The sequence below is a fragment of the Pseudomonas sp. GD03944 genome (assembly GCF_029839275.1).
GTDB lineage: Bacteria > Pseudomonadota > Gammaproteobacteria > Pseudomonadales > Pseudomonadaceae > Aquipseudomonas.
Genome location: NZ_JAOCAH010000007.1, coordinates 252,028 through 267,655, shown reverse-complemented (window position 1 = coordinate 267,655; position 15,628 = coordinate 252,028). Strand labels below are relative to the sequence as shown.

Genomic DNA, 15,628 nt, shown 5'->3' with positions numbered 1-15,628 from the left:
TGCTTAGAGGTCCGGGGCGGGCTGCACCTGCAACGCCGCCAGCAACGCCGCGGCATTGGCGCCACGACAATCCACAACAATCTCGGCGCCCGCGGCACGTGCCTGCTCGGCAACGCGCGGGCTGGGTACGAACAAGGGTAGACGGGCCAGTCGCGGCCAGTCATCCGCCGCCAGTGTGCGCAGATGTTCCAACCCCTGCCCACTGCTGACCACCAGGCCATTCAAGCGTTCCGCTTGCACCGTCGCGGCCAGGGTACCCGGCGGGTAATCCGGCAGCCTGCGGCGATAGAGTGCCAGGTAGTCGACCTGCACGCCTTGGCCGCGCAAACGCTCGGCCAGGAATTCCCGGCCACCTTCGCCACGCAGGATCAGCACACGCGGGAACAGGGCATCGGCCAGGGCTTCCTGCAACCGGGGCAAGGCCAGCAGCGCTTCGCTGTCATCGCCCTCTGCCGGACAGTAAACCCGCAGGCCATAGTCGTCGAGAATCTCGGCAGTGGCCGCGCCGACGCTGAACCAGGGCTGGTCGGCCAGGGGCTGCGGCCAGTAGCGGTCCACCAGTTCCACGCTCAGGCGGGCGGCCGGCTTGCTGACCACGATGACGGCGCTGTAGCGCGCCAGGCCGAGGATGGTGTCGGTGTGTTCGGCGCTTTCGTCCAGCGCCTCGATTGCCAGCAGCGGCAGGCTGGCACTGAAGATGCCCTGCTCCGCCAGGGTCGCCGCCAGGGCGGCGCACTCCTCGGTGGGGCGGGTCAGCAGCAGGCGCCAGCCATTCACTCGTCCGCGGCCTCGCCGTACACCGCTTGCAGGATGGCCGCTGCGCCCTGGGCCAGCAGCGCCTCGGCGACCTGCACGCCCAGTTGCTCCGCCTCGGCCGCCGGAGCGCGGTTGTCGGCATTCAGCAGCAGGCTACCGTCCGGCTGGCCCACCAGCCCGCGCAGCCACAGCTGCTCGCCTTCGAGCACGGCGTAGCAGGCGATCGGCACCTGGCAGCCGCCATTGAGGTGTTTGTTCATGGCGCGCTCGGCGGTGACCCGCAGGGCGGTCTCGCGGTGATGCAGGGGCGCGAGTAGCGCATGGATTTCGTCATCGCCGGTGCGGCATTCGATGCCCACCGCGCCCTGGCCGCCCGCCGGCAGGCTGTCGTCGACGCTGATCGAGGAACGGATGCGCTCGGAAAAACCGAGGCGGATCAGGCCGGCGGCTGCCAGGATGATGGCGTCGTATTCACCGGCGTCCAGCTTGGCCAGTCGGGTGTTCACGTTGCCGCGCAGGAAATGGATCTTCAGGTCCGGGCGGCGTGCCAGCAACTGGGCCTGGCGGCGCAGGCTGGAGGTGCCCACCACGCTGCCGGCCGGCAGGGCGTCGAGGCTCTCGAAGGTGTTGGAGACGAAGGCGTCGCGCGGGTCTTCGCGCTCACAGATGCAGTACAGGCCCAGGCCTTCGGGGAAGTCCATCGGCACGTCCTTCATCGAATGCACGGCGATGTCGGCGTCGTTCTCCAGCAGCGCGGTTTCCAGTTCCTTGACGAACAGGCCCTTGCCGCCGATCTTCGCCAGCGGGGCGTCGAGCAGCTTGTCGCCGCGACTCACCATCGGCACCAGGCTGACCTTCAGCCCCGGGTGCGCCTCTTCCAGGCGGGCTTTGACGTACTCGGCCTGCCACAGGGCCAGGGCGCTCTTACGGGTGGCGATGCGAATTTCGCGAGACATGGGCAATTCCAGAAAACGAACTGCCGGGGATGATAACAGGCTGGAACGCTTCGAGCCTGTGACCTGGTGTCTCCAGGGCACAGGCTCGCCGGGGGTGTCAGAGGTTGTGCATCAGCTTGCGCACGCCGGCCACGTGGCGGCGGCTGACGATCAGCGCGTCGCCGTTGAGCCCCTTGAGGAACAGCTGGAAGTGCCCGAGCGGGGTGCGCTGCAGGCGCTCGATACGCTCGCGGGCCACCAGCGCATTGCGGTGGATGCGCACGAAACGGTCGCCGAATTCGTCTTCCAGGGCTTTCAGCGGCTCGTCCAGCAGCACTTCGCCGCCTTCGTGGCGCAGGGTCACGTACTTGTGATCGGCGATGAAGTAGATGACGTGATCCAGCGGAATCAGCTCGATGCCCTTGCGGGTGCGCGCACTGATGTGGCTGCGGGGGCCGCCACCACTCTCCGCTGCCGGGCGGGTCAGGGCCGCCAGTTGCACGCGGTTCGGTCGCTCGGCCTTTTTCAGCGCCTCGCTGAGGTTTTCCGAACGCACGGGTTTGACCAGATAACCCACGGCGCTGACCTGGAAAGCCTCCAGCGCGAACTCGTCATGGGCGGTGCAGAAGATCACGGCGGGCGGGGCCTCCCGCTCGCAGAGTTTGGCCGCGACCTGCAGACCGTCGAGGCCGGGCATGCGGATGTCGAGCAGCACGACATCCGGTTTCAGACTGTCAATCAGGGTCAGCGCTTCCTCGCCGTTGCTCGCGGCAGGCTCCAGGACGCGGTAACCATCGAGCTCACTGACCATTCGGCTCAGGCGCTCTCGGGCAAGTGGTTCGTCATCGACGATCAGGACATTCATAGTGCACTGGCTTCCTGCGTGAGTCTCGCACAAGGATAGCGTAGACAGGTGTAATGGCGGCCGTCACGGCGCTCCACGCTGAGACTGGCGCGGGGACCAAAAAGTGCCGCAAGTCGTGCATCGATATTGCCAAGGGCCTGGTGCGTACCGCGCGATGGCTGTCGGTCGAGCGACTCTTCATATGGATTGCTGACGATCAGTTCGAATACCCCTTCGCTGTAATGTGCCTCGACCCGCACCAGGCCGCCCTCGATACGTGGCTGGATGCCATAGATCAGGGCGTTCTCCAGCAGGGGCTGCAGGGTCAGCTGCGGAATCGGCAGGTCATCCGGCACATTGCTGACCTCCCATTGCAACTGTAGTCGCTCGCCGAGCCGATAGTGCTCGATCGACAAATATCGTTTCGCCAGCTCCAGCTCCTCGCTCCACGGCACCAGGCTGCCGGGCTTGGCCAGGCTGGCGCGGAACAGGTCGGACAGGTCCAGCACCGCCTGCTCGGCCTTGTACGGATCGACCACCACCAGGCTGGCGATGCTGTTCAGGCTGTTGAACAGGAAGTGCGGGCGGATGCGCGCCTGCAACGATTCGATCCGGGCACGCAGCTCCGCCTGCTCCTGTTTGCGCCATTGGCTCTGCAGATAGAAATAGCGTAGCAGCAGCGCCGACATGATCGTGCTGATCAGCGCATGGCGCAGGTAAAGATTCACTTCGCCGGCCCGCGGCGATCCGCCCAGCTCGTAGTAATCGGCCACCGCGGTGCAGGCCAGGGTCAGGCCGACCACGATGGCGCAGCAGATCACCCCGGCCACGGCCGCGCGCAGGCGCGCCAGCAACGGCCGCATGCGGCACAGCAGCGCCGCCGAGAGCAGCAGGATCCATTGCACGAACAGCGACGTCAGCGCCAGGCGCACCCAGTCGAAGCCGGGCAGCATCGGCTCGGCCAGCACCAGGACCAGCACCAGCAATTCGGCGAGCAGCACCATGCTCAGCAACGCTTCGGGCTGGCAGAGTTCCGGGACGAAAAAATCGTCGACGGGCGCGTTGTTGTTTTTCGGGTTGAACCATTGTTTTCGCATCGGCGCAGTTTCCGTGTGGCCCGTGCGGCGGGCAAGCCAGCCAGCCCCAGCCGGGCAAAATAAAGCACCGAAATGCGGGGCAGCTTTGCAAAGTGTGATCGGCACGACAGTGCCTGCGCCTGGCGCCGCGACGTCGAACGGCAGATGCGTCGCGGCGACTTTGTCGCCGACCCTGTTATTATCGACGCACTTTTTCGTCACGCAGGCTTGCCGTACCGGGCCTGCACGTCCCGCGTACCAGTCGAGCAGAACCATGAGCACTGAAAAGACCAACCAATCCTGGGGCGGCCGCTTCAGCGAACCCGTCGACGCCTTCGTGGCCCGCTTCACCGCTTCCGTGGAGTTCGACAAGCGCCTGTACCGCCACGACATCATGGGCTCCATCGCCCACGCCACCATGCTGGCCAAGGTCGGCGTGCTGAGCGATACCGAGCGCGACAGCATCATCGACGGCCTGACCACCATCCAGGGCGAAATCGAGGCCGGCCAGTTCGACTGGCGCGTCGACCTTGAAGACGTGCACATGAACATCGAAGCGCGCCTGACCGACCGCATTGGCGTCACCGGCAAGAAGCTGCACACCGGCCGTTCGCGCAACGACCAGGTGGCGACCGACATCCGGCTGTGGCTGCGTGACGAAATCGACCTGATCCTGGCCGAGATCACCCGCCTGCAGCAGGGCCTGCTGGAGCAGGCCGAGCGCGAAGCCGAGACCATCATGCCCGGCTTCACCCACCTGCAAACCGCCCAGCCGGTAACCTTCGGCCACCACCTGCTGGCCTGGTTCGAAATGCTCAGCCGCGACTATGAGCGCCTGGTAGACTGCCGCAAGCGCACCAACCGCATGCCCCTGGGCAGCGCCGCGCTGGCCGGCACCACCTACCCGATTCAGCGCGAGATCACGGCACAATTGCTGGGTTTCGACGCCGTTGGCGGCAACTCGCTGGACGGGGTGTCGGATCGCGACTTCGCCATCGAGTTCTGCGCCGCCGCCTCGCTGGCGATGATGCACCTGTCGCGCTTTTCCGAAGAACTGGTGCTGTGGACCAGCGCCCAGTTCCAGTTCATCGACCTGCCGGACCGCTTCTGCACCGGTTCCTCGATCATGCCGCAGAAGAAGAACCCGGACGTGCCGGAGCTGGTACGCGGCAAGACCGGCCGCGTGTTCGGCGCCCTGACCGGCCTGCTGACCCTGATGAAAGGCCAGCCGCTGGCCTACAACAAGGACAACCAGGAAGACAAGGAACCGCTGTTCGACGCCGCCGACACCCTGCGCGACTCGCTGCGCGCCTTCGCCGACATGATCCCGGCGATCAAGCCCAAGCACGCCATCATGCGTGAAGCGGCGCTGCGCGGTTTCTCCACCGCCACCGACCTGGCCGACTACCTGGTGCGCAAGGGCCTGCCCTTCCGCGACTGCCACGAAATCGTCGGCCATGCCGTGAAGTACGGCGTGGACAGCGGCAAGGACCTGGCCGAGATGAGCCTGGACGAACTGCGCCAGTTCAGCGACCAGATCGAGCAGGACGTGTTCGCCGTACTGACCCTGGAAGGCTCGGTCAACGCCCGTGACCACATCGGCGGCACCGCACCGAACCAAGTGCGCGCTGCCGTGGTGCGCGGCAAGGCCCTGCTCGCCGCCCGCTGATGCTGCCCGGCCGACGCATTTCGGTGGTCGGCTGCTCGGGCGCTGGCAAGACCACGCTGTCGCGCCAGCTGGCGCGACGCCTGGGCTGCCGTCATGTCGAGCTGGATGCGCTGTATCACCAGCCCGACTGGCAGCCGCTGTCCACCACCCCGTTCAAGGCCGCCGTGGCCGACGCCCTGCAGGGCGATAGCTGGGTCGTGGAAGGCAATTACTCCGCCGTACGCCCACAGATCCTGGCCCAGGCGGATACGGTGATCTGGCTGGACCTGCCCCGTGTCACGGTCATGCACCAGCTGCTGCGACGCACCCTGAAGCGCCTGGTCACCCGCCAGGTGCTGTGGAACGGCAACCGCGAGCGCTGGTACAACCTGTTCAGCACCAGGCCCGAGCGCTCGATTCTGCTGTGGGCCTGGACCCGCCATGCCCTGTACCGGCAGCGCTACGCCGAGGAAATGCGCAACGCCCCGGCCGAACGCCGCTATGTGCGACTGGATTCGCGCCAGGCCATCGAAGCCTTTCTGGCCAGCCTGCCGGACGCCCCACCCGTTCGATAATTCATCCCTTTTCAGCCTGGAAACCATCCCTGCCATGTCCCTGCACATCCGACCCGCCGTACGCGAAGACGCCGCCCTGATCCTGCGGTTCATCACCGACCTGGCGATCTATGAAAAGGCCGAGCACGAGGTCAAGACCGACGTCACCGGCATCGAGAACAGCCTGTTCGCCGAGGGCAGCACGGCCCACGGTCTGGTCTGCGAACTGAACGGCGAGCCGATCGGCTACGCCGTGTACTTCTTCAACTACTCGACCTGGCTGGGCAAGCACGGCCTGTACCTGGAAGACCTGTACGTCACCCCGGAGCAACGCGGCGTCGGCGCCGGCAAGGCGATCCTGCGCCACCTGGCGCAACTGGCCGTGGCCAAGGGCTGCGGGCGTTTCGAATGGTCGGTGCTGGACTGGAACCAGCCCGCCATCGACTTCTACCAGTCCATCGGCGCTCGCCCCCAGGACGAGTGGGTCGGCTACCGCCTGACCGGCGACGCCCTGCACAGTTTCGCCGCCGGCTAGACGCGTCGGGGGATTTCGCGGCAGCGGGAAACCGCATCTATGCTGTCACTTCCCCCACGCCGGTACTTCCCCATGCGCAAACTTCTCTGCCTGCTCCTGTTAGCCTCCTACGCCTGCGCCTCCCCTGCCCTGGTCATACCGGCCAACAGCAGCTGGCACATGCAGCTCGATGGCGACCTGCACTTTCCCGACCGCCACGTCTACGACATCGACCTGTTCGACACCCCCAAAGCCACCATCGCCGACCTGAAATCCCAGGGACGCATCGTGATCTGCTATTTCAGTGCCGGCACCTGGGAAGACTGGCGCGACGATGCCAAGGCGTTTCCCAAGGCAGCCCGCGGCAAGGCCCTGGGCGACTGGCCGGGTGAGCGCTGGCTGGACATCCGCCGCAGCGACGTGCGCACCCTGCTGGCCAAGCGCATGGACGTGGCCCGCAGCAAGGGGTGCGACGGCGTGGACCCGGACAACGTGGACGGTTTCAGCAACAACAACGGCTTCAAGCTGACCAAGGCCGATCAGCTCGATTTCAACCGCTGGCTGGCCGCCGAAGCCCATGCCCGGGACCTCAGCGTGGGCCTGAAGAACGCCGTCGAGCTGCTGCCGGAGCTGGCCGACCTGTTCGATTTCGCGGTCAACGAAAGCTGCTACCGCTACAACGAGTGCGACGGCTACCAGCGCATGAGTTCGCAGGGCAAACCGGTGTTCATCGCCGATTACCGCGCCTACAACGCCACCCTGTGCAGCCGCGCCAAGGCGTCGGGCTACCAGCTGCAGTTCTTCAAGCTCGAACTGACCGAACCCGGCACGCCCTGCCGCTGAGGCCTACTGACCGGCCCGGGCGCGGACCATGGCCAGGAAGTTCGGCATGTCGGCGTCCTTGTCGGCGGCAATGGCCTTGACGAGGGGATTGTCGTTGAGCCGCGCGAGCAGGTCGCGGGCCGCCGGGAAGTCGGCCAGCAGGTCCCGGTCGAACAGCTTCTTGCCGACCAGGCAGGCCAGGTCGATGCTGTACAGGAAGTAGATGTCCGCCAGGGTGAAGCTGTCGCCGGCCACGTAGGGCGTGAAGCGGCCGTGGCGCTTGAGCGTGGCGATGCCGGCCAGCAGCTCGGCTTCGCAGCGCGCCTTCAGGGCCTCGGGGATCGCCATGCCGAAGAACGCCTGGGGATAACCCAGGCGCGCCGGCAGTTCGATGTACAGCTCGATCTCCTTCATCAGCGAGCGCACCCGGGCCCGGGCGAAGGGTTCGCTCGGCAGCAGCGGCTTGCCGGCGCCGTGCTCCTCCAGATATTCGAGGATCGCGCTGGTCTCGTTGATATGGCCGCCCTCGACGCCCAGCACCGGCACCTTGCCCCGGGGGCTGATGCGCAGGCATTCCTCGCTCTGGCTGCCGTGCAGGGTCGAGACCTCGAACGGCAGCCCTTTTTCCAGCAAGGCCAGTTTGACCATGTTGAAGTAGTTGCTGACCGGGAATCCGTAGAGTGTGTACATGGGCAGGCTCCAACGCCGGAGTGGGGGTAGGCAAGGTTATAGACCCACACCCGCCCCGCCGGCCAGCCCCATCGCAGCCGTGAATGGCGCGGCTGCCGCAGCGCTGGCACACTGTCACCTCATTCTGCGGACGGCCCGGCCATGAGCGACCACGAGAACACCGAAGACGAAGATTTCGCCGAAGACGCCCTGATCCAGGCGATCGAGAACCAGATCGAGGCCGGCGAGCCCCCGGCAGCCCTGGCCACCCTGAACAAACTGACCCTGGTGGGCTACGAACGCGAGGACATCCTGCACATGATGGCCCTGGTGCTGGCGGACGCGATCAAGCGCATGCTGGCCAGTGACCAGCCGTTCGATGGCGCCGCCTACGAGCAGGCGCTGCGGGCCCTGCCCGAGCTTCCGACAGACGACTGAAGCGATCGGTCGCACGAAGCAGCGCAGCGGCATTTGCCTGACTACACTGAGGTCACGCGCATCGCCCCCCGGGGCGGTGCGCCACGAGCCGGACGACTGCCACGTCCGGTCCATGATCCCAAGCAGTCGGAGCACCTATGTCCTTTACCCCAGAACTGGTTGCCGAACTGGAACTCCTCGCGCTCTACAACCTGAGCAACACCCAGGAAGGCCTCAAGGTTCATCACGTCGCCGCCCCGCAAGCCATCGCCGCCGCCAAACGCCTGCACGAGAAAGGCCTGATCACCCAGCAGGACGGTGGCTACCTGACCACCCTCGGGGTGGAAGCCGCGGAATTCGCCCAGAACCTGCTGACGATCCTCAACGTCAGCGAAACCGCGTGACACACCCTTGAAGCCACCGCGCCTGTCGTGCTGACAGGCGCTACCGGGCGGCGCAGCGCCGCCCCTTCCGCTTCAACAGCCGTCAGCCAAACACCGCCGCGCCCGCCTGGGCCACCTGCCCATCCTGGGACGGGTGCATGCCCGACACACCGATGGCGCCGACCACCTGGCCGTCACGCACCAGCGGTATCCCACCCTCCAGCAGGATGGCGTTGTGCATGGACAGCAGGCGCAGTGCCGCGCCGCCGGTAGCCAGGGTTTCCTCGAAGCCCTTGGTGGAACGCTTGAACAGCGCCGCCGTGGAGGCTTTCTTGATCGCCACCTCGACGCTGCCCAGCGCTGCGCCGTCGAGCTTGTGCAGCAGCACCAGGTGGCCGCCGCTGTCGGCCACGGCGATCACCATCGGCCAGCCGTTGGCCAGCGCTTCCACCTGGGCCGCTGCGGCGACCTGGTGCGCCTGCTCCAGGTCGATCGGCGCGCCGTAGGTGAGTACCGGGGGAGCCTTCGTGACAGGGGCCGTCATGGCATGGCCTGCCCGCCGTTGACGTCGAGCACCTGGCCGGTGATGTAACCGCTGCAGGCATGGGACGCGAGGAACAGGTAGGACGGCGCCATTTCCTCCGGCGAGCCGAAACGGCCCATCGGGATGGTGCTGTTGACCGCGGCACGGGCGCTGTCGTCCTTGTCGGCGTGGAAGGCGGTGTCTACGGTGCCCGGCGAAACGATGTTGAAGCGCACGTTGGCCCCGGTGAATTCGCGCACCCAGTTGCGCTGGATGTTGTGCAGCCAGGCCTTGGCCGCGGCGTACAGGCTGGCGCCCGGGCCACCGCCACCGTGGGCGGCGATCGAGCCGGTGGTGATCACCGCAGCGCTCTGTCCGCTGGCCTTGGCCGAGGCGCGCAGGTGCGGGATGGCTTCACGGGTGACCATCAGCGCCGAACGCAGGTTGACGTCGGTCATGGCGTCGAAGAAGGCATCGTCGATGGCTTCCAGGCCGCGGCGCTCCAGCAGCGCACCGGCATTGTTGATCAGCACGTCGAGGCCACCGAAACGCTCGACGAAGGCCGCCACCGTGGCCACGCAGGCTTCGGTCTTGCCCAGGTCACCGGCGAAGAACGCCGCCTGGCCGCCGTTGGCGGACAGCTCGGTGAGCAACGCATCCAGGTTGGCCGGGGTGTTGCGCGCGGTGATGCCGACATGGGCACCCAGCTGGGCGAAGGCCCGGGCAGTGGCCAGGCCGATGCCCTGGGTGGAACCGGTGATCAACACGCGCTTGCCGCGCAGGTCGTTGAAATTCATGGGGTGCATTCCTCTTTACGAGTGGATGGAGAGTGAGGCGGCGGCCCTGCGCGGCGCTTGAGCAACCGCAGCAACAGCGGCAGCGTCCACAGCGACAGGGTGATGATGGCCAGGGCCAGGGACACCGGGCGTTCGAAGAACACCATCAGGTCGCCCTGGGCGCGCATCATCGAGGTGATGAAGGTCTCTTCCAGCATCGGGCCGAGCACGATGCCAAGAATCATCGGCGCCAGAGGGAAACCGTTTTCCTCCATGAGGAAACCGGCCACACCGAACACCAGGATGGTGGTGACCGCGAACAGGGTGTTTTCCACGGCAAAGGCACCGACGATGGAGAACGCCAGGATCACCGGCATCAGGATGCTCTGCGGCACCTGCAGCACGCGCTTGAACAGCTTGATGGCGAGGAAGCCGAAGGGGATCAGCAGAATGTTCGCCAAGAGGAACGCCAGGAAAACGGCGTTAATCATGTCGGCATTTTCAGTGAAGATCGTCGGCCCCGGATTCAGCCCCTTCATGAACAGCACGCCGATGACGATGGCGGTCAGCGAGTCACCGGGAATACCGAACACCGTGGCCGGGATGAAGCTGCCGCCCACGGCGGCGTTGTTGGCGGCGGTGGCCGGCACGATCTTGGCCATGTCGACCTCGTCCGGGGTCTTGCGTCGCGCCGCGGCCCGCTTGGACATGGCGTAGGAGATGTACGCCGCCACATCCGCACCGGCCCCCGGCAGGATGCCCACCAGCACCCCGACGCCCGAACCCTGGGCGACCCCGGTCTTGAAGCGGAAGATGTCGCGCAGCGCCTGCATCAGCATCGGCTTCTGCGGCACCAGCGCCGCCTGCCGGGAGTTGTCCCCGCGCTTGTTGCGGGTGCAGAAGCGCAGGATTTCCGCCACGGCGAACAGGCCGATGATCACCGGGATGAAACCCAGGCCACCGAGCAGGTCGGAGTTGCCGAAGGTGAAGCGCGACTCGCCGGTGACCGGGTCCAGGCCGACGCTGGCCACCAGCAGGCCGAGCAGCAGCGACACCGCGCCCTTCACCGGCGAACTGTCGGATACCGCGATGGCCGCGGTCAGGCCCATGCAGGCCAGCCAGAAGTATTCGAACGAACTGAAATTGAGCGCGAACTCGGCGAGGAACGGCGCGCACAGGATCAGTGCCAGCACCCCGACGCAGCCACCAATGGCCGAACTGACCGCGCTCATGCTCAGGGCATATTCGCCCAGGCCGCGCTGCGACAGGCCGTAGCAGGGGTCGGTGTAGGCCGCCGAGGCCGGGGTACCGGGCATGCGCATGTACACCGCCGGCAGGTCGCCGGAGAAGATGGCCATGGCCGCCATGGTGACGATCGCCGAAATGGCAGGCACCGGGTCCATGAAAAAGGTCACCGGCACCATCAGCGCGACCGCCATGGTCGCGGTCAGGCCCGGGATGGCCCCGACGAACAGGCCGTAGATAGCGGCGATCATCATCACCGCCAGGACCTCGAAGGTCATCACCATGCCGAAGGCATTGAGTATCGCGTCCATGGTCAGCTACCTGTGTAGTCGGTGAGAACGCCCATGGGCAGTTGCACGCTCATCACCTGCTGGAAGAACACATACAGGAACAGCGTGGCCAGCACGGCGGTGACCCAGGACACCAGCGGTCGGCCGCTGAAGCGCTGGCAGAGGATGCCGACCAGCAGGATCGCGCTGACGATGAAGCCCAGGGTTTCGATGAGGGCGATGAACGCCACGACCAGTACCGGCACCAGCAGGATGTTCACCAGCCGCTCGCGGTCGCGCAGCCAGGGGCCGGCCTGCAGCAGCCAGAAGCCGGAGGCGCCCGCCGTGCGCACGCCCTTGACCAGCAGGATCACCCCGCACAGGGCCAGCAGGCTGCCGATGATGGACGGGAAGAACCCGGCGCCGTATTGGAAGAACGGGGAGACCTTCATCTGCTGCCCGCTGAACAGAACGCCCAGGCCGAGCGCGGTGAAGAACACCCCGAGGGCGATATCGCTGAATTTCATGCTGTACGCTCCTGTCGATAAGCCAGCGCAGGCCGCCTGCCAAAGCAGGCGGCCACGTCGCCGGTTACGGGTTGAGCTTGCCGATCAGGGCCTGGACGTCACGGGTGTGCTGCTCCAGGTATTGGCTGAATGCCTCGGCGTTGCGCCATTGCGGGCGGAAACCGCGGGCTTCCATCTCCTTGCGCCACTCCGGATCGTTGTAGATCTTCTCCAGGGTCGCTTCGAGCTTGACCTTGATGTCGTCCGGCAGGCCGGCCGGGGCCACCAGGGCGCGGAACGAACCGAGCTCCAGCTCCAGCCCGGTTTCTTCCTTGAGGGTCGGCACGTCCGGGTAGGCCGCCTGGCGCTCGGTGCCGAACACCGCGAGGCTGCGCACCTTGTCCGACTTCAGCAGCGCGTCTGCTTCTGGCAGCGAGCAGGGCACGAAGTCGACGCCACCGGCGGCCAGGTCCTGCATGGCGGCCGCAGCACCCTGGCCCGGAATCATGCGGACTTTCTGCAGGTCCACCTGCCAGGCATCGAGCAGGCCGGCCACGGCCATCGGCCAGGAGCCGCCGCAACCGCCGGCACAGGCGATGGTGTACTTGGACGGATCCTGCTTCAGCGCATCCAGCGCCTGGCGCAGGTTGGTGAACGGCGAGTCGGCCTTCACCTGGAAGCCGGCGAGGTCGAAGTTGTACTGACCGATGGGGGTGAAGTCGCTGGCCTTGAAGTCAGCCTGGCCCATTTCCTTGTAGTGGGCGAAGTTGAACAGCACGCCCAGGGTGTAGCCATCGGCCTTGGAGCTGATGATCTTCTGGATGCCGACCACCCCGCCGCCCTGGCCCAGGTTGATCACGTTGAACTGCTGGCCCAGCTCTTGTTTGAGGTACTTCGAGAGGATCCGCGCGGTGCCGTCGGAGCCACCGCCGGCACCTGCCGGGACGATGATGCTCACCGGCCGCGTCGGCCATTCGGCGGCCGTGGCCGGCGATGCCAGGCCGAGCGCCAGGGTCAGCGCCGCCACGGCGCAACCGACGCGGCTGAGCAGCCTGCCAAGGGGGGAAGGTTCGGTCGTACGGGGTGCGTGGTCAACGAGCATAACGAGCTCTCCTTTTATTATTGTTGAGTACAGCTGTCATGGATGGAGCGCCCTGCGGTCCAGGGCCGGAATTACCTCTGCAAGGCCTGCCAGGCCGAGACGAATGCCCTGGCGTTGTCGGCCACCTGGGCCACGCCCATGCCGGGCTTGTACAGCGCAGAACCCAGGCCGAAACCACTGGCGCCGGCGTCGACGTAAGCCTGCATGCCAGCCGGAGTGATCCCACCGACCGGCAACAAGGGAATGTCACGGGCGAACACCGCGCGCCAGGCGCGCACGATGGTCGGGTTGAATTGTTCGGCCGGGAACAGCTTGAGCACCTGGGCGCCCGCGGCGTGCGCGGCAAAACCTTCACTCGGGGTGGCCACCCCGGGAGAGCTGAACAGGCCGGCGGCACGGGTCGCTTCGATCACCGCGGTGTTGCAGTTGGGCGACACGATCAGCCGGCCACCGGCCTCGGCAACATCTCGCACCTGCTCCACGCTGAGCACGGTGCCGGCACCAACCAGTGCCCGCTCACCGAGCTCGGCAGCCAGCAGGGCGATGCTCTGCAGCGGCTGAGGCGAGTTCAGGGGGATTTCGATCAGGCGGAAACCCGCGTCATACAGCGCCAGGCCCACCGGGACGATTTCGTCCGGGGTGATCCCGCGCAGGATGGCGATCAGCGGCAATTGCTGCAGGTAGGCATCAGACATGGGTGGCGCTCCTCTTGGCTGGGGCGCGGCTGTCGGTCACCAGGCCGGCCGCGCGGGCAATGAACCAGAGCCCGGCGACCCCGGCGTTGTCGAGGGTGCGCACCGACGTCACGCCGAAATGCATCAGGGCCAGGCGGTAGCGTTCGCACAGCTGCGCATCGCCGATCAGCACCAGCGGCGGGCAGGGAACCTGGGCGAAGCTGGCGAGCACGCTGCGCAGCTCCTCGCCGATCAGCAGGCCGGACAGGTAATCCAGGCTTTCGGTGGCGGCCAGGCGTTCGGTGAGCAGCAGGCTACGGGTACTGAACAGCCGCCCGGAGACGCCTTCGCACGCGCTGCTGCGCGCCGTCTCCAGCCCCCGCACGAAGGCCTCGACGGACACATCGCTGCCCTGCTCGCGGGCCGGACGGCCGAGAATCGAATGGTCACGCAGCACCGCGAACAGCTCGCCGGTCATGTAGGTGGCGAAGCTGTGGATCGTCCCCTCGCGCACCGTCACCCATTTGCTGTGGGTACCCGGCAGCACCAGCAGGGCGTTTTCCGCCAGCTCCGGCTCCAGTTGCAGGGCGCCGAACACCTGGGTTTCCTCACCGCGAATGACGTTGGGCAAGGCGCTGGCGTCGAGCACGCCGGGCACCAGGTGCAGGGTGCCGCACCCGCTGTCCAGCGCCAGCAACTGGCTGGCCAGGTCGCGGCCGTCGGCCGGGCAGATGGCATAGGGCACCTCGCGCCAGCCCTGGCGACTGCCGATCATCCCGCAGGCGAGCGCCGGCACATCCGGCCAGCGTTGGCACCAATCACCGACCACATCTTCATAGGCCCTGGCGAAATCGCCGGAGGGGGTGTGCTGGACCCCCCAGGGACGCGTGCGCGTTTCCAGCACGTGTCCCTCGTCGGCGAGCAGGTAGGCACGCAGCGAAGACGTGCCCCAGTCCAGGGCGATCAGGGTCGGCGAGGGGTGCTCGGTCATTCAGGTACTCCAGCCCAGTTCTCGGGAAATGGCGGTCGCGCAGGCGATCACGTCCGGCCGCAGCGTCTGCAGACGCTCCTCCGGCATATAGGGAATGGCGCTGGCGACGCTCAGCGCGGCGACGATCTGGCCGCTGGCATCACGAATCGGCGCGGCCACGCAGCGCACGCCCAGCTCGTTTTCTTCCAGGTCGAAGCTGAAACCGCCGGCGGCGTAACCCTGCATCAGGGCGCGGAAATCGTCCCAGGGCGTGAACACCTCGCGCAGGCCCGATTGCCCGGCGCGGCGCTCCAGCCCTTGCTGGTACAGGTCGTGCCACTGCGCCTCGGTCAGGTCGAGCATCAGCGACTTGCCGATGCCGGTGAGCGCCAGCGGCATGCGCAGGCCGATGCGCGAGCGCATTTCCAGGCCGCGGCTGCTGGGCAGTTTTTCGATGTAGAGGACGTCGCCCTCTTCCCGCACGCCCAGGTGCACGGTGTCCTGGGTCAGGCGGGCGATGCGCTCCAGGTGCGGGCGCGCCACGTTCGCCAGGGGCATCTGCGCCCGGGCCTTGTAGCCGAGTTCGATGAGTTTGGGGCCGAGCTGGTAGCCACCGTTGCCACCGGCATTGGCGCGCAGGTAACCGGCCTGCACCAGCGCCGCGATCAGGCGGTGCGTGGTGCTGCGGGTGCAGCCGATGGCGGCACCGATATCGGCCAGGCTGCTGGCACCCTGGGCCACGGCCTCGATGACGGCCAGCCCACGGAACAGTGCCTGTGCACCTGAAGGTGCTTGATTATTGTTTTTGTCGGACATGGGTATCTCCTGCGCTGGACTCTAATCCGCTTTTTTCAAATTCTCAATATGCGGTATTCGATCCCATATTATGGGAATTAACGAGCAAGCCAAAGCGAAGAGACGCGCCTCGCGACGGCCGGCCACTCA

Annotated in this window: 19 protein-coding genes; 6 read left to right on the top strand and 13 right to left on the bottom strand. The window is 66.5% G+C overall.

Annotated features, from left to right (window positions below; all coding sequences use genetic code 11):
* Positions 1 to 3: 3 nt before the first annotated feature.
* The 4 genes from N5C28_RS13685 to N5C28_RS13670 form a co-directional block, all read right to left on the bottom strand.
* Positions 4 to 777 carry a uroporphyrinogen-III synthase gene (locus N5C28_RS13685; RefSeq protein WP_279823047.1) on the bottom strand — a complete coding sequence of 258 codons (774 nt, stop codon included), beginning with the start codon at positions 775 to 777 and terminating at the stop codon, positions 4 to 6.
* A complete protein-coding gene (hemC, locus tag N5C28_RS13680) occupies positions 774 to 1,712 on the bottom strand; it encodes a hydroxymethylbilane synthase (protein WP_279823046.1) in 939 nt (312 codons plus the stop codon). The genes N5C28_RS13685 and hemC overlap by 4 nt, the downstream gene beginning before the upstream one ends.
* Positions 1,713 to 1,809: 97 nt before the next feature.
* Entirely contained in the window at positions 1,810 to 2,556 is a 747-nt protein-coding gene (locus N5C28_RS13675; protein WP_279823045.1) for a LytTR family DNA-binding domain-containing protein, read from the bottom strand.
* Positions 2,553 to 3,632 carry a sensor histidine kinase gene (locus N5C28_RS13670; protein ID WP_279823066.1) on the bottom strand — a complete coding sequence of 360 codons (1,080 nt, stop codon included), beginning with the start codon at positions 3,630 to 3,632 and terminating at the stop codon, positions 2,553 to 2,555. The genes N5C28_RS13675 and N5C28_RS13670 overlap by 4 nt, the downstream gene beginning before the upstream one ends.
* Positions 3,633 to 3,885: 253 nt before the next feature.
* On the opposite strand from N5C28_RS13670, the gene argH reads away from it, so the two are divergent.
* From argH to N5C28_RS13650, 4 genes are all read left to right on the top strand, one after another.
* Complete coding sequence (argH, locus tag N5C28_RS13665; protein ID WP_279823043.1) at positions 3,886 to 5,280, top strand: argininosuccinate lyase; 1,395 nt, start codon at positions 3,886 to 3,888, stop codon at positions 5,278 to 5,280.
* A complete protein-coding gene (locus tag N5C28_RS13660) occupies positions 5,280 to 5,834 on the top strand; it encodes an AAA family ATPase (protein ID WP_279823042.1) in 555 nt (184 codons plus the stop codon). Before argH ends, N5C28_RS13660 begins: the two co-directional genes overlap by 1 nt.
* 34 nt (positions 5,835 to 5,868) lie before the next feature.
* Entirely contained in the window at positions 5,869 to 6,348 is a 480-nt protein-coding gene (locus N5C28_RS13655) for a GNAT family N-acetyltransferase (protein ID WP_279823041.1), read from the top strand.
* Between the two features lie 72 nt (positions 6,349 to 6,420).
* Positions 6,421 to 7,170, top strand: coding sequence for an endo alpha-1,4 polygalactosaminidase (locus N5C28_RS13650; protein ID WP_279823040.1), 750 nt, complete (start codon positions 6,421 to 6,423; stop codon positions 7,168 to 7,170).
* 3 nt (positions 7,171 to 7,173) lie between these two features.
* On the opposite strand, the gene N5C28_RS13645 is transcribed toward N5C28_RS13650, so the two are convergent.
* Complete coding sequence (locus N5C28_RS13645) at positions 7,174 to 7,839, bottom strand: glutathione S-transferase N-terminal domain-containing protein (protein WP_279823039.1); 666 nt, start codon at positions 7,837 to 7,839, stop codon at positions 7,174 to 7,176.
* A gap of 141 nt (positions 7,840 to 7,980) precedes the next feature.
* On the opposite strand from N5C28_RS13645, the gene N5C28_RS13640 reads away from it, so the two are divergent.
* Complete coding sequence (locus tag N5C28_RS13640; protein ID WP_279823038.1) at positions 7,981 to 8,256, top strand: hypothetical protein; 276 nt, start codon at positions 7,981 to 7,983, stop codon at positions 8,254 to 8,256.
* A 137-nt stretch (positions 8,257 to 8,393) separates the two neighbouring features.
* Positions 8,394 to 8,639 (top strand): TIGR02647 family protein, encoded by a 246-nt coding sequence (locus tag N5C28_RS13635; RefSeq protein ID WP_279823037.1) that lies wholly within the window; start codon positions 8,394 to 8,396, stop codon positions 8,637 to 8,639.
* A gap of 82 nt (positions 8,640 to 8,721) precedes the next feature.
* Here the strand turns inward: N5C28_RS13635 and N5C28_RS13630 are convergent, their stop codons facing one another.
* The 8 genes from N5C28_RS13630 to N5C28_RS13595 all read right to left on the bottom strand — a co-directional run bounded on the left by N5C28_RS13630 (position 8,722) and on the right by N5C28_RS13595 (position 15,499).
* Positions 8,722 to 9,162 (bottom strand): heme-binding protein, encoded by a 441-nt coding sequence (locus N5C28_RS13630; protein WP_279823034.1) that lies wholly within the window; start codon positions 9,160 to 9,162, stop codon positions 8,722 to 8,724.
* Positions 9,159 to 9,938, bottom strand: coding sequence for an SDR family NAD(P)-dependent oxidoreductase (locus N5C28_RS13625; RefSeq protein WP_279823032.1), 780 nt, complete (start codon positions 9,936 to 9,938; stop codon positions 9,159 to 9,161). Before N5C28_RS13625 ends, N5C28_RS13630 begins: the two co-directional genes overlap by 4 nt.
* A complete protein-coding gene (locus tag N5C28_RS13620) occupies positions 9,935 to 11,473 on the bottom strand; it encodes a tripartite tricarboxylate transporter permease (RefSeq protein ID WP_279823030.1) in 1,539 nt (512 codons plus the stop codon). Before N5C28_RS13620 ends, N5C28_RS13625 begins: the two co-directional genes overlap by 4 nt.
* A 2-nt stretch (positions 11,474 to 11,475) precedes the next feature.
* Positions 11,476 to 11,958, bottom strand: a complete 483-nt coding sequence (locus N5C28_RS13615; protein WP_279823027.1) for a tripartite tricarboxylate transporter TctB family protein — start codon at positions 11,956 to 11,958, stop codon at positions 11,476 to 11,478.
* A 64-nt stretch (positions 11,959 to 12,022) separates the two neighbouring features.
* Positions 12,023 to 13,039 carry a tripartite tricarboxylate transporter substrate binding protein gene (locus N5C28_RS13610; RefSeq protein WP_279823025.1) on the bottom strand — a complete coding sequence of 339 codons (1,017 nt, stop codon included), beginning with the start codon at positions 13,037 to 13,039 and terminating at the stop codon, positions 12,023 to 12,025.
* A 71-nt stretch (positions 13,040 to 13,110) separates the two neighbouring features.
* Entirely contained in the window at positions 13,111 to 13,734 is a 624-nt protein-coding gene (locus N5C28_RS13605; RefSeq protein ID WP_279823024.1) for a 2-dehydro-3-deoxy-6-phosphogalactonate aldolase, read from the bottom strand.
* Positions 13,727 to 14,704: a 2-dehydro-3-deoxygalactonokinase gene (locus N5C28_RS13600; protein ID WP_279823023.1), complete on the bottom strand. Its 978-nt coding sequence runs from the start codon at positions 14,702 to 14,704 to the stop codon at positions 13,727 to 13,729. The genes N5C28_RS13605 and N5C28_RS13600 overlap by 8 nt, the downstream gene beginning before the upstream one ends.
* Positions 14,705 to 15,499 carry an IclR family transcriptional regulator gene (locus N5C28_RS13595; protein ID WP_279823021.1) on the bottom strand — a complete coding sequence of 265 codons (795 nt, stop codon included), beginning with the start codon at positions 15,497 to 15,499 and terminating at the stop codon, positions 14,705 to 14,707.
* Between the last annotated feature and the right edge of the window lie 129 nt (positions 15,500 to 15,628).